The organism is Klebsiella sp. X13 (genome assembly GCF_003323835.1).
Lineage (GTDB): Bacteria > Pseudomonadota > Gammaproteobacteria > Enterobacterales > Enterobacteriaceae > Klebsiella > Klebsiella ornithinolytica.
On sequence record NZ_CP030874.1, the window covers coordinates 1,158,920 to 1,179,378 of the forward strand.

The following is a 20,459-nucleotide window of genomic DNA, read 5'->3' on the forward strand; positions in this document are numbered from 1 at the left end:
GATGACAGGGGAATAACTGGTGAACCACGCGATTCTTGCTGAATATTACGGCAATATGTCAGGAAAATATCGCGTGGTTTTTTTTGTGTGATAAAAGTTAATTATGTGAAATAGATCACCAGGAAACCGGACAATATATTCCTGGTGAAAGTAAGGTTAAAAATCCCAATCGTCGTCGGCGGTTTCTTCCGTTTTGCCCATCACATACGAGGAACCGGAGCCGGAGAAAAAGTCATGATTTTCATCGGCATTTGGCGAAAGCGCCGCCAGAATCGCCGGGTTGACCGCCGCCATCTCTGCCGGAAACAGCGCCTCGTAGCCCAGGTTCATCAGCGCTTTGTTGGCGTTGTAACACAGGAAGGCGTTCACCTCCTCAATCCAGCCGCTGTCGGCGTACAGATCCCGGGTGTAGGCCAGTTCGTTATCGTATAAATCCATCAGCAGATCGAGGGCAAAATTCTTCAGCTGCTCCCGCTCGTCGGCCGCGATGTTTTCCAGCCCCTTTTGGTACTTATAGCCGATGTAATAGCCGTGCACCGCTTCATCGCGGATAATCAAGCGAATCAGGTCGGCGGTATTGGTCATTTTGCCGCGGCTTGAAAAATACATCGGCAGCCAGAATCCGGAATAGAAGAGGAAGGATTCGAGAAACACGCTGGCGATTTTCTTCTTCAGCGGATTATCCGCCTGATAATACTCCAGCATCAGCCGGGCTTTGTGCTGGAGCGGCGCATTCTCTTCGCTCCAGGCGTAGGCGGCATCGACATCTTTGGTCTGGCACAAGGTGGAGAAAATCGAACTGTAGGAGCGGGCATGCACCGCCTCCATAAAGCTGATGTTGGAGAGCACCGCCTCTTCGTGCGCGGTCAGCGCATCCGCCATCAGCGCCGGCGCGCCGATGGTGTTCTGAATCGTATCGAGCAGCGTCAGTCCGGTGAACACGCGAATAGTAAGCTGCTGTTCCACTGGCGTCAGCGTCTGCCAGGCGGGAATGTCGTTAGACAGCGGCACTTTCTCCGGCAGCCAGAAGTTGCTGGTCAGACGGTTCCAGACCTCCAGATCCTTATCGTCCTCAATGTTGTTCCAGTTAATAGCGCGAATACGCGTTAAATGGGTCATCCTGTTCTCCTTACAGCGCGCAGGACACGCAGCCTTCGATTTCGGTACCTTCCAGCGCCAGCTGGCGCAGACGGATGTAATACAGCGTTTTGATTCCCTTCTTCCACGCGTAGATTTGCGCCTTGTTGATATCGCGGGTGGTGGCGGTATCGGGGAAAAAGAGCGTCAGGGACAGCCCCTGATCGACGTGCCGCGTGGCTTCGGCATAGGTGTCGATAATTTTTTGCGGGCCGATTTCCCAGGCATCCTGATAGAGCGCCAGGTTGTCATTGGTCATAAATGGCGCGGGGTAGTAAACCCGCCCGGTTTTCCCCTCTTTGCGGATCTCTATCTTTGAGACAATCGGGTGGATACTCGAGGTCGCATGGTTGATATAGGAGATCGATCCGGTTGGCGGGATGGCCTGCAAGTTACGGTTATAGATACCGTGGCGCATGACGTCATCGCGTAGCTTCAGCCACATATCGCGGTCGGGCAGGCGGATTCCGGCGCGGGCGAATAGCGCGCGCACTGTTGCCGTTTTCGGCTGCCAGTCGCCCTGCAGATAGCGTTCGAAGTATTCGCCGCTGGCATAGCGCGATTGTTCAAATCCGGCAAAATGCTCACCGCGCTCGCGGGCTATCTGCATCGACGTATGCAGCGCGTGCCAGGTGACGGTATAAAAATAGAAGTTGGTAAAGTCCAGCCCTTCCGGGCTACCGTAGGCGATACCTTCCCGGGCCAGATAGCCGTGCAGGTTCATCTGGCCAAGACCGATGGCATGGGAGGCGGCATTGCCCGCCGCCACCGATGGCACCGAGCGTATATCACTCATGTCGGAAACCGCCGTCAGGCCGCGCACCGCCACGGCGATCGTGCGGGCAAAATCCGGCGAATCCATGGTATGCGCAATATTCAGCGACCCAAGGTTGCAGGAGATATCCTGGCCTACGCTGGCATAATCCAGATTTTCATCAAAGGTCGACGGGGTGTTGACCTGCAAAATTTCCGAGCACAGGTTACTCATGTTAATTCGCCCGGCAATCGGATTGGCGCGGTTGACGGTATCTTCAAACATGATGTAGGGATAGCCGGACTCGAACTGAATTTCTGCCAGCCGCTGGAACAGTTCCCGGGCGCGGATCCAACGTTTGCGGACCCGCTCGTCGGCGACCAGCTGCGTATACATCTCGCTGATGGCGATATCGCCAAACGGCTTGCCGTACAGGCGCTCGACGTCATAGGGTGAGAACAGCGCCATCTGCGCGTCGTCTTTTGCCAGCTGGAAGGTAATGTCCGGGATCACGACCCCAAGCGACAGGGTTTTGATGCGGATTTTCTCATCGGCGTTTTCCCGCTTGGTGTCCAGAAAACGCAGAATGTCCGGATGATGGGCGTGCAGGTAGACCGCCCCGGCTCCCTGGCGGGCGCCGAGCTGGTTGGCGTAGGAGAAGGCATCCTCGAGCATTTTCATCACCGGCACTACGCCGGAAGATTGATTTTCAATGCGCTTAATCGGTGCCCCGAACTCGCGCAAATTGGACAATAAAAACGCCACGCCGCCGCCGCGCTTAGACAGCTGCAGCGCCGAGTTCACCGCCCGGCCAATCGACTCCATATTGTCTTCAATGCGCAGCAGGAAACAGGAAACCAGCTCGCCCCGCTGCTGTTTACCGGCGTTGAGGAAGGTGGGCGTCGCCGGCTGAAAGCGCCCGCTGAGGATCTCATCGGTCAACTGCCGGGCCAGAGTCTCATCTCCCTGCGCGAGGGTGAGGGCGACCATGCAGGTGCGATCGGCAAAATGCTCAAGGTAGCGTTTGCCGTCAAAGGTCTTCAGGGTATAGCTGGTATAGAATTTCCAGGCGCCGAGAAAGGTCCGAAAGCGGAACGGGTAGCCGTGCGCGTGGTCAAACAGCGTCAGCACAAAACGGCGATCGTAGCGTGCCAGCACGCTGGCATCGTAATAGCCTTCGGCGATCAGCCATTCCAGTTTTTCATTCTGCGTCGTGAAAGAGACGGTATGGGTCAGCACGTGCGTCGCCATAAAGGCGTCTACCGCCTGGTGGTCTTTTTCAAACGGAATACGGCCATTACTGTCATACAAATTCAGCATCGCATTGAGGGCGTGGAAATCTGCCGCCCCGGTGGTTAGACGTTCTGCGGTTGTCGTTGCCAAAATTCGTTTACTCCTTTACGCACGTTATCGACATCGGTTGGGGTGCCCATCAGCTCAAAGCGATACAGATACGGTACGCCGCACTTTTGCGCGATGACGTCGCCGGCCCGGCCATAGGCGTCGCCGAAGTTACGGTTACCGGCAGCAATCACGCCGCGTATCCGCTGGCGGTTATGCGGGTCGTTTAAAAAGCGGATCGCCTGCCGGGGCACCGCGCCAGCCGTGCCGCCGCCGCCGTAGCTGGGGACAATGAGAATGTAGGGGGCGTCTACCTGGATGCGTTCCCGCTCGTTAAGCGGAATGCGCACCGCGGGCAGCCCCAGACGCTGGACGAACCGATGCGTATTTTCGGAACTGCTGGAGAAGTAGACGATCAGGCTCATGCGTTGGCCACCGGTTCGGGGCGCAGGCGGTTAATCATATCCGGGCGAAAACCGGACCAGCGGGTTTCACCGGCTATCACGACCGGCAGCTGACGAAAGCCCTGTTCGCGCAGCATGTCAGCGGCATCCGGATGATGCTCAACATTCACCATCTCGAAGGCAAATCCGCGGCTTTCCATGGCCCGCTTAGTGGCATGGCACTGGACGCAGTCATTTTTAGTGTAAATAGTAATGCGCATGATTCGTATTTCCATTTAAGATAACAGAACGGCGCAAAAAAGTGCGACGTCCGCTATCGGTTAACTGTTCAGGAAATACTAGATGTAGTTATCTAAAAGTTCAACCACGCAATATATAGCGTTTTTAGATAAGGGGAACCCTCACGGAAGCACGCCATGAGGGCCGGACGGCTACGCCTGAAATTACAGGCGCATGCTGACCGCAAGGCGGTTAAACGCGTTCATCAGGCTGATGGCGAAGGTCAGGTCGCTGATCTGGCGTGCGCTGAAATGCTCCAGCAGCGGCAGGTAAACATCATCTTCTGCATGGGTGCTGGCAATATGCGTCACCGATTCCGCCCACGCCAGCGCCGCCTGTTCTGCGGCGCTGAAATGCCCGCTTACCCGCCAGCCGGCCAGCGCATCCAGTTTAGTCTGCGCCACGCCGGATTTACGCAGCGCTTTACTGTGCATTTCCAGACAGAAGGCGCAGCCATTAATCTGTGATACCCGCAGGTAAACCAGTTCCAGCAGGGAGCCGTCCAGTTCGCTTTTTTCCAGCGCAATCTTGGCCTGTACCAGCGCGTTATAGACTTCCGGGCTCAGTTCGTTATAGGGCTGACGGAGTGTGCTCATGATGTTTTCCTCAATGTTGAACCGCGGGGAATGGGTTCTAAGACCGCAGCAAAATAGCACTATAATGGACTGCAAAAGATAGCCATATTTTAATGAAAAAAGCAGACCATAATGGAAATCAAAAAAGTCCCGCACTATCAGCGCATTGCCAGACAGCTCAAATCTGCGATTGAACACGGCGAACTCGCGCCGGGCAGCCGCCTGCCCGCCAGTCGGGTTTATGCGCAGGAGCTGGGCGTCTCCCGCGCAACCGTGGAGAATGCCTGGGGTGAGCTGGTGGCCCAGGGCTGGCTGGAGCGACGAGGGCAGGCGGGCACCTTTGTCAGCGAGCGTCTGAGTCCGCTGCGGGAGGAACCGGCGCGTCTGCCGTCGGGCATTGAACCGACGACGCTGCAGCCGTTTCAACTGGGTCTGCCGGCGCTGGATCTTTTCCCCCGCGGCCTGTGGGCGCGGGTGATGGGGCGGCGACTGCGAACGCAAACGCGTTTTGACCTGGCGCCCGGCGATCCGTGCGGTGAGATGATCCTGCAGCGGGCCATTGTCGATTATCTGCGGCTTTCCCGCAGTATTGAATGCCTGCCCGAACAGGTGCTGGTGACCGGCAACTATGCCGCTTCCATGAGGCTGCTCCTCCGCACTCTGGCGCAGCCAGGTCAGCATATGTGGATGGAGGATCCGGGGTTTCCGCTGATTCGACCGGTGATAACCGGGGAAGGGGTGGTCATCGATCCGGTTCCTGTCGATGAAGAGGGGATGGATGTGGCGTGGGCGCAACGCCATTACCCCGATGCGCATTTTGCACTTCTCACTCCCGCGCACCAGAGTCCGCTGGGGGTTGCGCTGTCGCTGGCCCGACGCAGGCAGCTGCTGGCATGGGCGGCCCGGCGCGACGCCTGGATTATTGAAGATGATTACGATAGCGAATTTCGCTACCGGGGTAAGCCGCTGCCGCCGCTGAAAAGTCTTGATGCCCCGCAGCGGGTAATTTACGCCGGCACCTTCAGTAAATCGCTTTTTCCGGCATTACGCGCCGCCTGGCTGGTGGTGCCCCTCCCGCAGGTGGCCGCCTTTCGCCAGCAGGCCGAATGGATGAGCTGTAGCGTACCGACGCTGTGGCAGCAGACGCTGGCTGACTTTATCCACGAAGGTCATTTCTGGCGTCATCTGAAGAAAATGCGTACCTGCTATGCGCAGCGCCGACAGTGGCTGGAGTCCGCGCTATTGGCGCAGGGGTTCAGCGTCGTCCCTCAGTTAGGGGGGATTCAGCTGGTTATTGCGGTGAACGGTGACGATCGGGCGCTGGCTCTGAAAGCCCGGCAGGCCGGCCTGTCGGTACAGGCGCTGAGCGACTGGCGGATACAAAGCCGCGGCGAAGGGGGGCTGCTGGTGAGCTTTACTAATCTGACATCGATGGCGATGGCAACGGAGGCGGTGCGTCAACTCAAAGTCGCGCTGTTTTCTGCTGATAAATAAAGTCGCTGATTGAGGATTCGGGGGATTGAGCTTCCTGAAGTAGCGATCATGCGTTGAGGCAACAAAAAGCCCCCGGGCCAGAGGCACACAGGGGCAGACGCGTATTTGTTATCTTCATGTATCGTTTATATTATCGACGTAAATTCAATAATACGCCAATAAATAGTCCAACTGCGGCAGCGGCTCCGACGCTCTGCCACGGTTTATCCCGCACGTAGCTATCGGCACAGCCTGCGGCATCGCGAGCGGCCTGCTGCACACGGTTGTTCCCGTTCAGACGGGCTCGCGTCTCTTTCAGCAGCGCCTGGGCTTTTTTCCGTGCGGCATCAGCTTCATCTTTCGCATCGCTGCCCCATGATTTCAGCACCTCTTCTAGCGTATCCGCTAATTGGCTGACATCGTTATGAATATCTTCAGCGCTTTCATCGACATTGTTGCGGTTCAGACGGTTAGCCATCGATTTCTCCCTTAATTCCATTGAGTCATTAAGTGTAGAACAAGATTTTGAATTATGCTTTTGCAGTGCCGTTTCTGGAATTTTCCGAAAGCACTATCAATGATGAATAAGGTAAGGTAAAGGTGCGGTAAAAGATAAAGAGGAATGAGTATGTATTTAAGACCCGATGAGGTGGCGCGTGTTCTTGAAAAAGCCGGCTTCACCATGGATGTTGTGACGCAAAAAGCGTACGGCTATCGCCGTGGCGATAATTATGTTTATGTGAACCGCGAAGCGCGCATGGGGCGGACCGCTTTAATTATTCATCCGGCGTTAAAAGAGCGCAGTAATTCGCTGGCGGAACCCGCCTCGGATATCAAAACCTGCGATCATTATGAACAGTTTCCGCTGTATTTAGCCGGAGATGTACAGCAGCATTATGGTATTCCGCATGGCTTCAGTTCACGCATGGCGCTTGAGCGTTTTTTGCGGGGATTATATGGCGAAGCGCAGCCGAGCCTGTCTCATAACTAATCGTATGAAGACCCGTGCCTGGATGTGAAGTAGGGGAAAGCAGACGAGCAGGCGACTGACGGTGGTCAGTCGCAGGTTGCATCGGGACTCAGGCTTTAGCCTGCTGGTAAGCGCTGACGCGGAACAGACGGCGGCAGTAGTCAAGGAAATAGCCGTAAACCGCTCCCATCATCATCGATACCGCAATATTTGAGCTCACCGCCGCGGCAATTTGATGCCAGTCGGCACCGACGGAAAATAAGATAGCAACATACACCGGCGACTGGAATGTCACATAAGCCACAACATCGGCAATACTCTTCATCCAGGCGGAAGGGCTAATGTGACGTGCCAGGCGCATGGCGCGGTCGCGGTAAAATCCGTAAGGCACGGCAATAATAATGTTCACCGGAATCGCCACCAGGCGCGAGGATAACGACTGCTCAAAGGTCATTCCGGAGAGGAAAATTTCGATCAACATGTTCACAACGGTGCAGTAAACCACCATCGCAAAGGTGTCTGCTACCGCATGACGCAAGCGGGACTGCGCAGAGAACATCGGTGTGCTCCTCGAAAATGAAGTCTGATACGCCACAAAATGCGCTCTTTTACAGCGTTTTGGGTTGCCTGTTTTGATATGCGTAGATTATCTCTCTGCACTGAAAGAGACAACTAGCTGTAAATTTTTATTTAATGGCTTTTTGTCGATAAAATACTCTGCGAAAGGTGGTTTTGTCTTCGCTGCGCTACTTTTGTCCTGATTCTTCATTTTTTATTTATTTATCAATTAGTTGTGTTTTTGGTGAGCAGAAGGGGAGGCTCACGCGAAGCCACGATTGTGCCGACTACCGCCTGAAGTCACGTTTCAATGTGATTTCTGTCACTTTTAGAATAATTTATGCCATAAACGCGATTTAAATAGCATTAGATTCTGTTTTCGTTCGTTGGTGTGTATTCGATTTTCATGCATGTTCATTCACTGGCGGGGCGTTGTGACCTCATCCTTCCGTCGGACATATCCCGCTAACCTGCTGACCATGCAGGTAATATACTGAGTGATGATATTTTTGCGGTTTTTTTACTCTATTCAGATTGTCGCTGAATTAATTTCGGGGATTAACTGGATAACCGCTGTGGTTATTTTAAATAAAATATGGATATCGTGGTCTGAATATATTTATCACTCGCCATTAAAGGTGGTAATATATGGCTTCATATATTAAAGTACCCCGGTAGTATTGTCTTATATGTAATTTGGGAACGTTTAATAATTTATGTCTTTAATGTTACAGAAGTTGAATAATATCCGTTCACTGCGGGCGATGTCGCGTGAATTCTCCATTGACGTACTTGAAGAAATGCTGGAAAAACTCAGGGTCGTCACTGAAGAAAAACGGTCAGAGCAGCAGTCTGCCCTGCAACAGCAGGCGGAATACCAGGAAAAAATTAATACCTGGCTGGAATTGATGATTGCCGACGGTATTACACCTGATGAGCTGGTCACGCAGAATGCAGGCCCGTCGAAGGAGGCGAAAAAACGCCAGCCGCGTCCGGCAAAATACCGGTTTACCGATTTTTCCGGTGCGCAAAAAACCTGGACCGGCCAGGGACGTATGCCGAAGCCGATCGCTCGGGCGATTGAAGCCGGCGCGACGCTGGAAAGTTTTCTGATTTAAGCGTTAGCGAAAATGATATTCGGCAGGAGTTAAGGCTGCTGTCGGATAGCGAAAAAATAACGGTGGGGAATCCCACCGTGTGTATTAGCAAACGCCAAAATCACCTTCTTCTTTATAAGGTGTGACGTCTGCAGGCTTCAGAGTATATTTCTCACCCTGTTCATTACTGGCCTGTACGGCGACAATATGATCTTCACCGACGGCCACAATCTTGAGTTTTGGTCCGCCCATACGAGGCTGAACCAGATCACCTACTGAATACATCGTTTTTCTCCTCTGGCATGGATTAATGCCGCTGTTCGCCTCCACTTTAGCGTAGCTGAATATCAGCATACAACAGGCCTGATGCCGCAGGCGTCAGCGTCGGTTCCAGGGCATGATGGCCAACAGGCGCGCCATCCCGCAAAAACCGCTGATGCCGGCGAAGGTTAAGCCGGCGCCGACAAAAGCGCTCAGCAGGAAAAAGCCGCTACTGACGCCATAGCCCAGCGCCACGCCCAGCAGAATGAGCACTCCCGCGGCGATTTGCACCTGGCGCATTAACGGCAGCGGCTGGGTTTTATCCTCTTTGACGGGCAATCCTGCTGCTTTCCAGGCCTGAATACCGCCGGCCAGCAGTTTCACCTGTGCCGGAGCTGCCGCAGCCAGCAGACGAATGGCATTATTTTGTGTACGCGATCCCGCCTGACAATGAAAAATGACCGTTTCATCCGCGGCAGTGCGCAGCATTGCGCCGTTATTCAGGGCAGCCAGCGGCACCAGCTCGGCATCGGGGATGTGTTCGCGGGCGTATTCATCGGCATCGCGAATATCGATTAATCTGGCCCCTTGCGCGATTTGCGCCCGGGCCTCTTCAGGAGAAAGGGTGACGATAGTCATGACGGCTCCTTATGGGCAATAAATGGTCTTCAGCGTGGTAATGATTTGCTGAACCGCAGGGTGGGTGATGAAGTAGTGGATACGTTGCGCCTCGCGCTCACTGCCGATCAGGCCTTCATCGCGCATGCGCGCCAGATGCTGAGAGGTGGCCGAAGGACTCAGGCCGGTGATCTGCGCCAGTTCGCCTGCGCTGGCGCGCGGCGTCTCGCACAGCATGCACAGAATCATCAGCCGGTTCGGATTGCTCATGGCTTTCAACAGGGCGGCGGCTTCGCCGGCGCTGGACTGCAGCTGTTCTGGTGTATTCATGTATTTTAGTCTTTTCTAAATTTAGATAAGTCTAAAATAAAAAACGGCGCGGTACCAGCGCAGAAAATGCCGTCGCGGTCAGGACGTTTGCGTCAGTCGGATAAGCTGTTCTGTGGCCTGGGCGATGCCAGCATCGCGGCCGTGAGGCTGGATATCCAGACCTTCGGCATAGATAAATGTCACTTCGCTGATGCCCATCAGACCCAGTACCGAACGGAGATAAGGGGTTACGGCATCGGTATCCTGCCCGCAATGTACGCCTCCGCGGGAGCTGATCACCACCGCGCGTACACCCTCGACCAACCCCTGAGGCCAGCTGTCGGTGTAGCGGAAGGTTTCGCGGGCCCTGGCGACCAGATCAAACCATTTTTTCAGATCGGTAGGGACGTTGAGATTATACATGGGGGCGCCGATCACCAGCAGATCGCTGGTTTTCAGCTCATCAATCAGCCTATCCGATAGCGCGACGCCCCGCTGGATCGCCGGAGTCGGATCCTGGGCGCCGCGCAGGGCGGCAAACAGCGGCCGATCGAGGGCCGGCAGCGCCATGGTCGTCAGATCGCGTTCTGTCACGCTATCCTGCTGGCCAGACGCTTTGCGCATCTGCATATAGTCATCTATTAACCGGTTGGTCAGCGATGCCTGACCGTTGATGCTGGATTTCAAAAGTAAAACCTGACTCATGGGACGTGGCCTCTGGTTATCGTGGTTACGCAAAGGCTAACACTGTCTTTTTGGCGCCAGTAGTGACATTATTTTTCTCAATTGTATCCTTTCAGGAACCAATCTTATGAACACCGACCTGAGCGGTATTCCGGTTTTTGTCGCCGTCGTGGAGTGCGGTAACTTTGCTAAGGCGGCGGAGAGGCTGCACGTGACCCGCTCGGCGGTCGGTAAAACGGTCGCTCGTCTCGAGGCGCGGTTGGGGGCGGCGCTTTTCCAGCGAACGACCCGCAGTCAGACCCTGACGGAAGAGGGGGAGCTGTTCTACCTGCAATGTCGTCAGGCGCTGGACAGTATTCGCGAGGCGGAGGATGAAATCCATCGCGGCAAAATGCGGGTGCAAGGGCGGCTGCGGATCAGCCTGCCAGTGCTGTTTGGCCAACGCTGCGTATCCCCGATTCTCTTTTCTCTCAGCCAGCGCTATCCGCAGCTAAAACTCGCGCTCTCTTTCAGCGACCGCCAGGTTAATCTTTTTGAAGAGGGATTCGATCTGGCGATTCGTATTGGCACGCTGGCAGATTCCACCTTCCTGAAAGCTCGTCACCTCGGCCACCATGGCATGGTACTTTGCGCCTCGCCCGCCTATTTACAGGCGCATCCGCAACCATCGACTCTCCCTGAACTGGCCGGACACCAGACCATCGGTTACCTGCGCGGCGGGCAGCTTCAGAAATGGCGGCTGCACGATCCACAAAGCGGTCCCGTGGCCTGGCAGCCGCAGGCGCATCTGGTGATGGATGATTTTACGGCGATAGCGGCGGCGGCGGTGAGCGGGCTGGGCATTGCCTGGATTCCGGACTGGCTGGCTGCCCAGGAGGTTGAACAGGGGCGGCTGCGCTGTATTCTGCCGCAAAGCGCCAGCGTCACCTTCGCGATCTCCGCCGTCTGGCCCGAGGCGCCGTGGGTGCCGCAGAAGATCCGGGTCACCATCGATGCGCTGCTCGCCGGATTGCCCCAGGCGATCCGCCAGACCGGAGGCCACCCATAAAATGCGTCATCTCTTCGGCGTGGGGTTAAGCGTAACTTAAGAGAGAATCGCGATAATGACAGTAATATGACTGGCATGGACCCTCGCAATGAATGTACTCGAAACGGTTAACCAAAGCGCTTTTCTGGCGCTGAATGCTCAGCCGGGAACGTCGGAGAGCCTTCTGGCGCTAGCCCGCTTCTGCGCAAGCGGAATGATCTTTATCGTTCCGGCTATTCTGCTCGGTCTGTGGTTTTTAGGCGGCCGCCAGGGGCACCGGCAGGCGCTGTTTTGCACGCTGAATATTCTGATGGCGCTTGCGTTGGGCTATCTCTGCGGCTCGCTGTGGTTCCACCCCCGGCCGTTTATGATGCCGCTGGGCCATACCTGGATCAGCCATCCGGCGGATAATGGCTTCCCGAGCGATCACGGCCTGGTGATGTTCAGCGCGGCATTTGCGCTGCTTTCGCTGCGTCTACGCAGCCTCGGGCTGTTTGTCCTGCTCGCATCGCTGCCGGTGGCCTGGTCACGCATTTTCCTCGGGGTCCATTTTCCGCTGGATATGGTCGGCGCAGCGGCGGTGGCGGCGGTTGCCGTCTGGGTGAGCAAAGGGGTCTGGCAGGCCTTTGGGCCGGCAATGGTGCGGATTTGTGAAGCCATCAGCCAGCGCATGTTTTCCTGGCTGCCGGCCCGTTTTACGCCGTAGCTAAGGTTTAGTTTCTTGTCCGCGCGGCGCGCCGGTAGAGCGTGCTGCGCGCGACTCCCAGAGCCTGCGCCGCTTTACTGACATTACCGTTATACGTCGACAGCGTGTCGGCAATCAGCTGGGCATCGTGCTGCTGCAATCCGCGTGACGGAGCCGGAGCCGGGGCTGACCGGTACTCCGCCGGTAAATCCTCCACCTCCAGTTGTTCTCCTTCATCAGCCAGCGCCAGCAGCACCTTCAGCAGGCTTTGTAGCTGGCGCACGTTGCCCGGCCAGGGAAGGGTGGCGAGATGGGTCAGGAGCGCAGGCGAGAGCTGTACGTGTCGCGCTTCGGCACCGAGGGTTTGCCATAGCTGCTGAAGAAACGCCGGCAGCTGTGGCCACTCCCGCAGCGGCGGAATAGTGAGGGCGAATTCGCGCAGGCGATAGAGCAGGTCCTCGCGAAACGTACCGTCGGCAACATGCTGCATCAGGTTACGGTGGGTGGCGCAAATAAGCGCAAAGCTGACCGGAGCGCTCTGACTGGCGCCGAGCGGCGTAACCTCTTTTTCCTGTAGCACCCGCAGCAGCCGGGTCTGAAGCAGCATCGGCATATCGCCAATCTCATCGAGAAACAGCACGCCGCCATCCGCCTCGCGAATTTTACCGATATAGCCATTCTTACTGGCGCCGGTAAAGGCGCCAGGCTGGTAGCCAAACAGCTCCGATTCAATCAGCGATTCGGGGATCGCCGCGCAGTTGATAGCCACGAATTTACCGTGGCGCCAGCGGCTGTGCTGGTGAAGCGTGCGGCTGACAAACTCTTTGCCGCATCCGGTTTCGCCTTCAATACACAGGGCAATGCCGGCATTCAGCAGACGCACCATCTTCTCCCCCTCACGCTGACTGGCGAAAGGCAGCTCGATGGCCGGCAGCGTCGGCGCGGGGGCCGGAGCCGGTACCGCAACGTGGGTTCGGGTTGGCGCGCGCAGGCGGTAGTAATAGGTTTGTCGCTGGTGGGTCAGCGGCAGCGGAACATTCACCGCCGTTTGCGCCAGCTGAGGAAACAGCTGCTGAAAGGTGATATGGCCGAGTTGTCCGCTATCCAGACCCAGATCGCGCATCGCCAGGCGGTTGCCGGCGGTCAGCACGTTATCGGAAAAGACCAGAAGCAGCTCTTCAACGCTGTCGAGTTTGTGGGGGTGAAGGTGCAGGCTCATCAGCCACTGCTGCGGATGGAGACTCTGTTTTACCCACAGATATTCAATCTGCTTCGCGGCCTCTTTTACCCACGCCAGCGTGTGGGGGTGCGGGAAGTGGGCCGGGCCGGAAATATCCAGCACCCCGGCAATTTTTCCGTCCGGACTCTGAACCGGCATCGCGGCGCAATAGAGATCCTGATTGCGGGTAAGGAAGTGCTGGCGGCCGTCGATTTCACAGCTGTCGTCAATGGCCAGCGCGGTACCGATGGCGTTGGTACCGCGCCCGCTCTCGCTCCACAGATTTCCCGGAGCCAGCGCGAAGCTTTGTGCTTTCTGCATGGCGTGCATGTTACCGAAGGTTTGCAGCACCAGACCGCTGGCGTCAGAGAGGATCACCACCGACTGGAGATCGCTCACTTTTCGCGACAGGGTGTTCACCACCGGCTGGGTCAGCTGCTGTAACCGGGCATGGCTGGCCAGCGCATCTGCCAGTTCGCCGGAACCCAGGCGCGGGAAATCATCCGTCGCGGGATCCAGGCCGTACTGCTGGCTACGAAACCAGGAATCGCTGAGCAACGGGCTGGTTTTTACCTCGGGATCGAGAGTAAACGAATTACCTTGCACGGAGCACCTCGGGGTCGGATGGATGATGTTGCAATATTGTAGCTTTATGGTTTCTCATGTGTTGCGATTTGCGACACATAAGCAAAATTACGCCTCCATTCGATACAGGATTACATCTTATGGCATTGAATTGTTTATCTATTTATTCCTTCAATAAATCTGGCATAACCTCTGCATAAGCTTCTGTGCAGCAGGCAACAGCAAAAAACCAATACGCCGCTGCGCCTCAACCCTACAGAAGGAGATTGCAATGCGTTATGCACATCCTGGCACCCCGGGCGCCTTAGTTTCATTCAAGTCCGCATACGGTAACTATATTGACGGTCAATTTGTCGAACCGCTCGGCGGCGAATACTTTATGAATACCTCCCCCGTGGACGGGAGTGACATTGCACAATTTCCCCGCTCCGATGCCAAAGATATCGATTTTGCTCTTGATGCCGCACACCGCGCCGCGGAAGCCTGGGGGAAAACATCGGTACAGCATCGTTCCAACCTGCTGCTTCAGGTCGCCGATCGGATTCAGGAGAACCTGGAATATCTGGCGATTGCTGAAAGCTGGGACAATGGTAAACCGGTGCGCGAAACGCTGAATGCCGATCTGCCGTTAGCGGTCGATCACTTCCGCTATTTTGCCGGCTGTCTGCGGGCACAGGAGGGGAGTACTGCGGAAATTGATGAAACCACCGTGGCCTATCACTTCCATGAACCGCTGGGCGTAGTCGGGCAAATTATTCCGTGGAACTTTCCGCTGCTGATGGCGGCCTGGAAGCTGGCGCCGGCGCTGGCGGCCGGGAACTGTGTGGTGCTCAAGCCGGCAGAGCAGACGCCGCTGAGCATCACGCTGCTGCTGGAAATTATTGGCGACCTCTTCCCGCCGGGCGTCCTGAACGTGGTGCAGGGCTTCGGTAAAGAGGCCGGTGAAGCGCTGGCAACCAGCAAGCGTATTGCCAAAATTGCCTTTACCGGCTCAACGCCCGTCGGACGGCATATTCTGGCCTGCGCGGCGGAGAACATTATTCCCGCCACCGTTGAGCTGGGCGGCAAGTCGCCAAATATCTATTTTGCCGATGTGATGGACGGAGAAGAAGAGTTTATCGAGAAGGCGGTGGAGGGGCTGGTGCTGGGCTTCTTCAACCAGGGCGAAGTATGTACCTGCCCATCGCGCGCCCTGATCCATGAATCCATCTACGAGCCGTTTATGGAGCGAGTGATGGCGAAGGTGGCCCAGATTCGCCGCGGCGATCCCTTTGATACCGACACCATGATCGGAGCACAGGCATCACGCCAGCAGTTCGATAAGATCCTGTCGTACATTAAGATTGCCCGCGAAGAGGGGGGGCAGATCCTGACCGGCGGAGAACGCGCCAGTATTACGGCTGAACTGGATAATGGTTACTACATTCAGCCAACCCTGATTAAGGGGCGCAATGATATGCGCAGCTTCCAGGAAGAGATTTTTGGCCCGGTCATCGGCGTCACGACCTTCAAAGATGAGGCAGAAGCGCTGGAAATAGCCAACCAGACTCAGTTTGGGCTCGGCGCCGGCGTCTGGACCCGCGACAGCAATCTGGCGTACCGAATGGGGCGTGGGATTAAAGCCGGTCGTGTCTGGACCAACTGTTATCACGTCTACCCGGCCCATGCCGCGTTTGGCGGCTATAAACAGTCAGGCGTCGGTCGTGAAACTCATAAAATGGCCCTTGATGCTTATCAACAGACGAAAAACCTGCTGGTGAGCTACGGTACCGCGCCGTTAGGACTGTTTTAATTGCCGGTCTGAATATCTGACCTGCTGCGGGGTGCTCAAACCCGTCACCGGTATCTGAGGTGACGGGTTTTTTTATGCCGTCGGCTGTCCCACTGGTCGGCAATCCTTGTCACGTCTTTTAAAAACGGCGATCCGCGCCTTTGCATGATGTTTATTAAATCGATAAATATGAAATTTATTCAACTTATTCTTTCATTTGAAATATGCCACCGTGAGAAAACAAGGACAGGTATTTATTAGTGTTATTATGATTTCGGGGGTGACAAAATAAATAACATGACCCCGACTAAGAATATTCCTAATTCTGGGTTTATGCCTTGCGCCTGCACAGAAAAAATCTCACCAGAATAGCGCGGTTTTTATTAAATTTGTTAATTAATAAGTGGCGTTGTTGTACGTTATTGTTATGATGTTTGGTTTTTTGGGTTTGATAATTAACAATTCAGGCAAAAATGATGAATTACATTTTAAATGTAAAATAAAACGTTATTTCATTAACATAACAAATTATTGTTTTTTATTTTTATCAGGAATAACATTTCTTCCAGTGTTAAATGTTTTGCTATGTCCCTCCGTTTAAAAATTATTTCACGAACGTGTTGAAATAAATTAAATGGAAGGTCCTGCTGTGCATTTAATATCCTGCAGAGGGAACGCGATTATTTTTAACATGGACAATCTGCAAGCAGAACCACTCAGGTCATCACCGCCCTGGGCGCGATCTGTTATAAATATATGTTAGAAATGAGATAAATAATGAAGACACAATTTCGTATTATGGCAATGATTGTCGGTGCTCTGGTGTCCGGCGTAGTATTAGCATCACCGTCACAACCCGCGCGTTCCGCATTGTCCGTTAACCCTGGCGCCAGCACAGGGACGCAAAGCACGGGCGGCCAGATCGAATTCTCCGGTTCAATTACCGATACCTCCTGCGATATTGATAGCAACAGCGCCAGCCAGGTAATCGATTTGGGCAAATGGGCAAGCAACTTCTTTACTGGCGCAGGTTCTGAGACCACGAAAACCGCCTTCCACATTAAAGTGAAAGATTGTCCAGCCTCCGTCACCAAAGTGGCGGTGCTGTTTGACGGCACCCGAGATAGTAACAACAGCAATCTGCTGGCGGTCAACGGTGGCGCCCAGGGCGTAGCCATTAAACTGTATGAGGATGACCGCGCCACGCCGATTAACCTCGGAACGGTATCACGTGACCAGACGGTACTTGCGGGTGCCGGCGGAGCCAGCACCGGGACCGCGGATCTGGAGTTTTTTGCCGATTATATCTCCACCAGCGCGGTTTCCGCCGGGGCGGCAAACGGCACGGCAAACTTCAATATGGTTTACAACTAACACATCAATGAGCAGGTTTACCTGCTCATTATTATGCATTTACTGGATAGTTTCTTTTTTATTCGTTGTTTTCCAGACGCTTATCTGATGGTTGTGATTATGAAAAACATGCTGGCCGGTATCGCGGCTGCCTTTTTATTGTTAGCCGCTGCGGCCCAGGCCGGTATTATTATGGGCGGCACCCGGGTTATATATCAGGAAGGAAAACGTGAAGCCTCTATTTCAGTGAGCAATGCGGATCCGCATTCCCCCTATCTGGTGCAGTCGTGGGTAGAAAACTATGTGGAAAAAGAGCAGGGACCAGTCCCTTTTATTGTCACGCCGCCGCTGTTTCGTCTCGACCCGGATCAAGAAAACGTATTGCGAATTAATTTCATTGGCGCCGATCTTCCTCGCGATCGCGAATCCGTTTATTGGCTGAATGTAAAAAGCATAGCCCCGACGCAAAAAGGGGATGTGAATAAACTCCAGGTCAATATTAAATCTAAATTCAAGATTTTTTATCGACCGAATAGCCTTGCCGGGGATCCGATGAAAGCCTGGCAGCAATTAACCTTTAAAGTGGAGGGTAATCGACTGGTGGCGCACAACCCAACGCCTTATTTTGTCTCCTTTTTCTCCCTCTCGGTGGGCGGTAAAGAGATAGATGAACCCGGCATGATTGGACCGTTAACCCGCAAAGAGTGGCCGGTTAACGGTGCAGGGACGATTAGGTGGCGCGCCATTAATGATTTTGGCGGTATTACGGATAGCGCGCAGCAGTAATCCTTGCGCTTTGCATTGCCAGGTCAGCGATTGTGAAAAAAAAGTCCCCTGTAATTCTTCACGGCTATTCCGTGATGGCGACCCCGTTCGGGGATTCCCGATTGATCGCAAGCCTGCCGCCGCTGCTCTGTTTATTGTGTCAGAGCGCCCGGGTATCGGCGGATGATTACTTCGATCCGGCCGCCTTAGAGTTTGCCAGCCCGCAGCAAAAAATGGCGGACTTGCACTATTTTGCTAAATCCGGTGGCCAACAGCCCGGGGTTTATTCGGTCAACATCTGGGTGAACAACCAGGACGCCGGTCAGGGGGCCATCACCTTTGTGGAGGAAAATGGGGCGCTGCAGCCGGTTTTAACCGTCGCGCAACTGGCCGAATTGGGTGTGAACGTCAGCGCCTTTACCGCATTTAACACGCTGCATGACGGTGAAACTTTCACCCGGATTGAACACTATATTCCCGATGCCAGCAGCCGCTTTGATTTCGCCAGCCAGCGTCTGAATATGCGTATTCCTCAGGCAGCGATGAACACGCAAAGCCGCGGCTATGTCGATCCGGTGCGCTGGGATGACGGGATCCCGGCGGCGTTTGTTAATTACAATTTGACCGGAGCGCAAACTCGCCAGTCTGATACCCGCACCCAGTCAAGCTATCTGAATTTACGCAGCGGGGCGAACCTGGGGCCCTGGCGCTTACGCAATATTTCGGCGATGCAGTACGATCGGCAGTATCGCTGGCATTCCCAAACCACCTGGTTGCAGCGAGATGTGAAATCACTCAACAGCCTGCTGCGGATTGGCGATACCTTCACAACCGGCGATGTATTCGATAGCGTGCCATTTCGCGGCGTACAGCTGATGTCTGACGATGAAATGCTGCCCGACAGCCAGCGGGGTTTTGCGCCGGTGATTCGCGGTATGGCGCACAGCAATGCCAAAGTAACGGTCTCGCAGCACGGCTACGTTATCTATGAAACCTTCGTCTCGCCGGGGGCCTTTGCCATCAAAGACCTCTACCCGACGGCACAAAGTGGCGATCTGGATGTGCAGGTGAAAGAGAGCGACGGGTCGGTTCGGACGTTTACCCAGCCTTATTCCGCCGTGCCGTTTATGCTCCGGGAGGGGCGAAGCAAATTCAGCCTTAGCGGCGGGCGCTATCACGCCGGTCAGCATCAGGTTCGAGCGCCGGAATTTGTGCAGGGAACGTTCTTTTATGGATTACCTGCGGCGTTGACTTTATACGGCGGTACTCAGCTGGCGCAGAATTATCAGGCCTGGGCGTTGGGGGCCGGGCGAGGATTTGGTGAGCTGGGATCGCTGGGCGGCGACGTCACCTGGGCCAGCACTACCGCTCCTTCCAGCACGCGCTCCGTGGGGCAGTCGTTTCGCGTGCAGTATCAGAAAGATTTTGTCCGGACCGGCACCTCTTTTAGCCTCGCCAGCTATCGTTACTCGTCGAGCGGCTATGACGACTTTAGCGAGGCCAATGCGCTCGAAAGCCCGGACGGACAGCTTGATCACAAACGTAGCCGGGAAGAGCTCTCCGTTGCCCAGGCGGTTGGTTCTCTCAGTAGTCTGGCCATTTCTGCTTACTCGCAGCACTACTGGCACAGCAGCGGCCACGATGAAACGGTGCACCTGGGGTTCTATAGCGCCTGGAAAGGGATCGCGTGGGGAGTGGGCTATTACTACACGCAATCTGCCGATCATGATCAAGCGGACAGCGCCTGGTCATTTAACCTCAATATTCCGCTGGGTGGCCCGCTGGCGGACAGCTCCCTGAGTTACAGCACGACCTCCGATAACAATGGGCACACTTCGCAGCAGGTTTCGATGTATGGCTCGGTGCCACATCGTCCTCATCTCTATTATTCCGTTCAGCAGGGGTACGCTAATGCCGGGCAGGGGAGCAACAGTAGTGCCGCTCTGGATTACCACGGTGGATACGGCAGCGCCCAGCTGGGTTATCGCCATGACCGCGTAAGTCACCAGCTGACCTGGGGAGCCGCCGGCTCGCTCGTGGCGCATCCCTACGGCGTGACATTAGGCCAACCGGTTGGCGACAGCTTTGCTATCGTTCGGGCGCCCGGCGCGGCGAATGTGGCCATTCAGAACGGGAGCAATATCCACACCGATGGGCGGGGCTATGCCGTGGTGCCGACCTTAACGGTGTACCGAAAAAATACCCTGACCCTGGATACTGAATCGATGACCAACGACACCGATGTCGATCTACAAGGGCAAACCGTGATTCCCGGCGGCGGCGCGATAGTCCTGGCGAACTACCGGACCCATATCGGTAATCGCGTGCTGTTTACCCTCCACGACAGGAACGGGGCGATTCCGTTTGGCGCCAGCGTACATTTGCACCCCGAAGGGGACGACACCGGGGCGGCAGCGGGAGGCATGGTGGCCGATAGCGGCCAGGTGTACCTCAGTGGGATACCGGAAGAGGGTACGCTCGACGCGGACTGGGTCGATAACAACATTTCGCGGAAATGCTCGCTACATTTTCATCTTTCCGACCGTCAGCAGCAGAATGTGGTGAAAACTGCGGCGGGTCTTTGTTTGTAAACC

General features: G+C 55.1%; 21 protein-coding genes. 9 read left to right on the forward strand and 12 right to left on the reverse strand.

The window, feature by feature from the left end; translation table 11 throughout:
- Window positions 1-156: 156 nt before the first annotated feature.
- From nrdF to DSD31_RS05705, 5 genes are all read right to left on the reverse strand, one after another.
- Window positions 157-1,119 carry a class 1b ribonucleoside-diphosphate reductase subunit beta gene (gene nrdF / locus DSD31_RS05685; RefSeq protein ID WP_004866782.1) on the reverse strand — a complete coding sequence of 321 codons (963 nt, stop codon included), beginning with the start codon at window positions 1,117-1,119 and terminating at the stop codon, window positions 157-159.
- Window positions 1,120-1,129: 10 nt separating this feature from the next.
- Entirely contained in the window at window positions 1,130-3,274 is a 2,145-nt protein-coding gene (nrdE, locus tag DSD31_RS05690) for a class 1b ribonucleoside-diphosphate reductase subunit alpha (RefSeq protein WP_015585891.1), read from the reverse strand.
- Complete coding sequence (gene nrdI, locus DSD31_RS05695; RefSeq protein WP_004866776.1) at window positions 3,247-3,657, reverse strand: class Ib ribonucleoside-diphosphate reductase assembly flavoprotein NrdI; 411 nt, start codon at window positions 3,655-3,657, stop codon at window positions 3,247-3,249. The genes nrdE and nrdI overlap by 28 nt, the downstream gene beginning before the upstream one ends.
- A complete protein-coding gene (gene nrdH, locus DSD31_RS05700) occupies window positions 3,654-3,896 on the reverse strand; it encodes a glutaredoxin-like protein NrdH (protein WP_004866773.1) in 243 nt (80 codons plus the stop codon). Before nrdH ends, nrdI begins: the two co-directional genes overlap by 4 nt.
- Before the next feature lie 183 nt (window positions 3,897-4,079).
- Window positions 4,080-4,511, reverse strand: coding sequence for a carboxymuconolactone decarboxylase family protein (locus tag DSD31_RS05705; RefSeq protein WP_113990877.1), 432 nt, complete (start codon window positions 4,509-4,511; stop codon window positions 4,080-4,082).
- A 111-nt stretch (window positions 4,512-4,622) separates the two neighbouring features.
- Here DSD31_RS05705 and pdxR point away from each other — a divergent pair, with 111 nt between their 5' ends.
- The gene (pdxR, locus tag DSD31_RS05710) at window positions 4,623-5,984 is read left to right on the forward strand and encodes a MocR-like pyridoxine biosynthesis transcription factor PdxR (protein WP_004866766.1); all 1,362 of its coding nucleotides are present in this window, start codon (window positions 4,623-4,625) and stop codon (window positions 5,982-5,984) included.
- A gap of 130 nt (window positions 5,985-6,114) precedes the next feature.
- Here pdxR and DSD31_RS05715 read toward each other — a convergent pair whose 3' ends face one another.
- Complete coding sequence (locus DSD31_RS05715) at window positions 6,115-6,441, reverse strand: DUF883 family protein (RefSeq protein WP_004866763.1); 327 nt, start codon at window positions 6,439-6,441, stop codon at window positions 6,115-6,117.
- Window positions 6,442-6,591: 150 nt separating this feature from the next.
- Here DSD31_RS05715 and DSD31_RS05720 point away from each other — a divergent pair, with 150 nt between their 5' ends.
- Window positions 6,592-6,954 carry a DUF2002 family protein gene (locus DSD31_RS05720; RefSeq protein ID WP_004866760.1) on the forward strand — a complete coding sequence of 121 codons (363 nt, stop codon included), beginning with the start codon at window positions 6,592-6,594 and terminating at the stop codon, window positions 6,952-6,954.
- 88 nt (window positions 6,955-7,042) lie between these two features.
- Here DSD31_RS05720 and alaE read toward each other — a convergent pair whose 3' ends face one another.
- Window positions 7,043-7,492 (reverse strand): L-alanine exporter AlaE, encoded by a 450-nt coding sequence (gene alaE / locus DSD31_RS05725; protein WP_004866758.1) that lies wholly within the window; start codon window positions 7,490-7,492, stop codon window positions 7,043-7,045.
- 715 nt (window positions 7,493-8,207) lie between these two features.
- Between alaE and stpA the strand changes: the two genes are divergently transcribed.
- Entirely contained in the window at window positions 8,208-8,609 is a 402-nt protein-coding gene (stpA, locus tag DSD31_RS05735) for a DNA-binding protein StpA (RefSeq protein ID WP_004866755.1), read from the forward strand.
- An 84-nt stretch (window positions 8,610-8,693) separates the two neighbouring features.
- Here the strand turns inward: stpA and DSD31_RS05740 are convergent, their stop codons facing one another.
- The 4 genes from DSD31_RS05740 to DSD31_RS05755 form a co-directional block, all read right to left on the reverse strand.
- Entirely contained in the window at window positions 8,694-8,873 is a 180-nt protein-coding gene (locus DSD31_RS05740; RefSeq protein WP_015585895.1) for a hypothetical protein, read from the reverse strand.
- Between the two features lie 93 nt (window positions 8,874-8,966).
- Window positions 8,967-9,488: a rhodanese family protein gene (locus DSD31_RS05745; protein ID WP_004866749.1), complete on the reverse strand. Its 522-nt coding sequence runs from the start codon at window positions 9,486-9,488 to the stop codon at window positions 8,967-8,969.
- Between the two features lie 9 nt (window positions 9,489-9,497).
- Window positions 9,498-9,797: an ArsR/SmtB family transcription factor gene (locus DSD31_RS05750; RefSeq protein ID WP_004866746.1), complete on the reverse strand. Its 300-nt coding sequence runs from the start codon at window positions 9,795-9,797 to the stop codon at window positions 9,498-9,500.
- A gap of 78 nt (window positions 9,798-9,875) precedes the next feature.
- A complete protein-coding gene (locus DSD31_RS05755) occupies window positions 9,876-10,481 on the reverse strand; it encodes an FMN-dependent NADH-azoreductase (protein WP_032718127.1) in 606 nt (201 codons plus the stop codon).
- 106 nt (window positions 10,482-10,587) lie between these two features.
- On the opposite strand from DSD31_RS05755, the gene DSD31_RS05760 reads away from it, so the two are divergent.
- Window positions 10,588-11,508 (forward strand): LysR family transcriptional regulator, encoded by a 921-nt coding sequence (locus DSD31_RS05760; protein ID WP_004866739.1) that lies wholly within the window; start codon window positions 10,588-10,590, stop codon window positions 11,506-11,508.
- A gap of 88 nt (window positions 11,509-11,596) precedes the next feature.
- Window positions 11,597-12,193: an undecaprenyl-diphosphatase gene (locus DSD31_RS05765; protein ID WP_075808275.1), complete on the forward strand. Its 597-nt coding sequence runs from the start codon at window positions 11,597-11,599 to the stop codon at window positions 12,191-12,193.
- Window positions 12,194-12,200: 7 nt separating this feature from the next.
- Here DSD31_RS05765 and DSD31_RS05770 read toward each other — a convergent pair whose 3' ends face one another.
- Complete coding sequence (locus tag DSD31_RS05770; RefSeq protein WP_004866736.1) at window positions 12,201-13,997, reverse strand: sigma-54-dependent Fis family transcriptional regulator; 1,797 nt, start codon at window positions 13,995-13,997, stop codon at window positions 12,201-12,203.
- A 250-nt stretch (window positions 13,998-14,247) separates the two neighbouring features.
- Here DSD31_RS05770 and exaC point away from each other — a divergent pair, with 250 nt between their 5' ends.
- The 4 genes from exaC to DSD31_RS05790 all read left to right on the forward strand — a co-directional run bounded on the left by exaC (window position 14,248) and on the right by DSD31_RS05790 (window position 20,456).
- Complete coding sequence (gene exaC / locus DSD31_RS05775; RefSeq protein WP_004866732.1) at window positions 14,248-15,768, forward strand: acetaldehyde dehydrogenase ExaC; 1,521 nt, start codon at window positions 14,248-14,250, stop codon at window positions 15,766-15,768.
- A gap of 756 nt (window positions 15,769-16,524) precedes the next feature.
- On the forward strand, window positions 16,525-17,121 hold the full coding sequence (locus DSD31_RS05780) for a fimbrial protein (protein ID WP_004866728.1): 597 nt from the start codon (window positions 16,525-16,527) through the stop codon (window positions 17,119-17,121).
- Window positions 17,122-17,217: 96 nt separating this feature from the next.
- A complete protein-coding gene (locus DSD31_RS05785; protein ID WP_369974012.1) occupies window positions 17,218-17,886 on the forward strand; it encodes a fimbrial biogenesis chaperone in 669 nt (222 codons plus the stop codon).
- Between the two features lie 74 nt (window positions 17,887-17,960).
- Window positions 17,961-20,456: a fimbria/pilus outer membrane usher protein gene (locus DSD31_RS05790; RefSeq protein ID WP_113990878.1), complete on the forward strand. Its 2,496-nt coding sequence runs from the start codon at window positions 17,961-17,963 to the stop codon at window positions 20,454-20,456.
- Window positions 20,457-20,459: the final 3 nt, after the last annotated feature.

What these genes read in the sequence shown, in the direction of transcription:
- nrdF (WP_004866782.1), bottom strand. Translation starts at nt 1,119, where the DNA reads ATGACCCATTTAACGCGTATTCGCGCTATTAACTGGAACAACATTGAG.
- nrdI (WP_004866776.1), bottom strand. Translation starts at nt 3,657, where the DNA reads ATGAGCCTGATCGTCTACTTCTCCAGCAGTTCCGAAAATACGCATCGG.
- nrdH (WP_004866773.1), bottom strand. Translation starts at nt 3,896, where the DNA reads ATGCGCATTACTATTTACACTAAAAATGACTGCGTCCAGTGCCATGCC.
- DSD31_RS05705 (WP_113990877.1), bottom strand. Translation starts at nt 4,511, where the DNA reads ATGAGCACACTCCGTCAGCCCTATAACGAACTGAGCCCGGAAGTCTAT.
- pdxR (WP_004866766.1), top strand. Translation starts at nt 4,623, where the DNA reads ATGGAAATCAAAAAAGTCCCGCACTATCAGCGCATTGCCAGACAGCTC.
- DSD31_RS05715 (WP_004866763.1), bottom strand. Translation starts at nt 6,441, where the DNA reads ATGGCTAACCGTCTGAACCGCAACAATGTCGATGAAAGCGCTGAAGAT.
- DSD31_RS05720 (WP_004866760.1), top strand. Translation starts at nt 6,592, where the DNA reads ATGTATTTAAGACCCGATGAGGTGGCGCGTGTTCTTGAAAAAGCCGGC.
- alaE (WP_004866758.1), bottom strand. Translation starts at nt 7,492, where the DNA reads ATGTTCTCTGCGCAGTCCCGCTTGCGTCATGCGGTAGCAGACACCTTT.
- stpA (WP_004866755.1), top strand. Translation starts at nt 8,208, where the DNA reads ATGTCTTTAATGTTACAGAAGTTGAATAATATCCGTTCACTGCGGGCG.
- DSD31_RS05740 (WP_015585895.1), bottom strand. Translation starts at nt 8,873, where the DNA reads ATGTATTCAGTAGGTGATCTGGTTCAGCCTCGTATGGGCGGACCAAAA.
- DSD31_RS05745 (WP_004866749.1), bottom strand. Translation starts at nt 9,488, where the DNA reads ATGACTATCGTCACCCTTTCTCCTGAAGAGGCCCGGGCGCAAATCGCG.
- DSD31_RS05750 (WP_004866746.1), bottom strand. Translation starts at nt 9,797, where the DNA reads ATGAATACACCAGAACAGCTGCAGTCCAGCGCCGGCGAAGCCGCCGCC.
- DSD31_RS05755 (WP_032718127.1), bottom strand. Translation starts at nt 10,481, where the DNA reads ATGAGTCAGGTTTTACTTTTGAAATCCAGCATCAACGGTCAGGCATCG.
- DSD31_RS05760 (WP_004866739.1), top strand. Translation starts at nt 10,588, where the DNA reads ATGAACACCGACCTGAGCGGTATTCCGGTTTTTGTCGCCGTCGTGGAG.
- DSD31_RS05765 (WP_075808275.1), top strand. Translation starts at nt 11,597, where the DNA reads ATGAATGTACTCGAAACGGTTAACCAAAGCGCTTTTCTGGCGCTGAAT.
- exaC (WP_004866732.1), top strand. Translation starts at nt 14,248, where the DNA reads ATGCGTTATGCACATCCTGGCACCCCGGGCGCCTTAGTTTCATTCAAG.
- DSD31_RS05780 (WP_004866728.1), top strand. Translation starts at nt 16,525, where the DNA reads ATGAAGACACAATTTCGTATTATGGCAATGATTGTCGGTGCTCTGGTG.
- DSD31_RS05790 (WP_113990878.1), top strand. Translation starts at nt 17,961, where the DNA reads ATGGCGACCCCGTTCGGGGATTCCCGATTGATCGCAAGCCTGCCGCCG.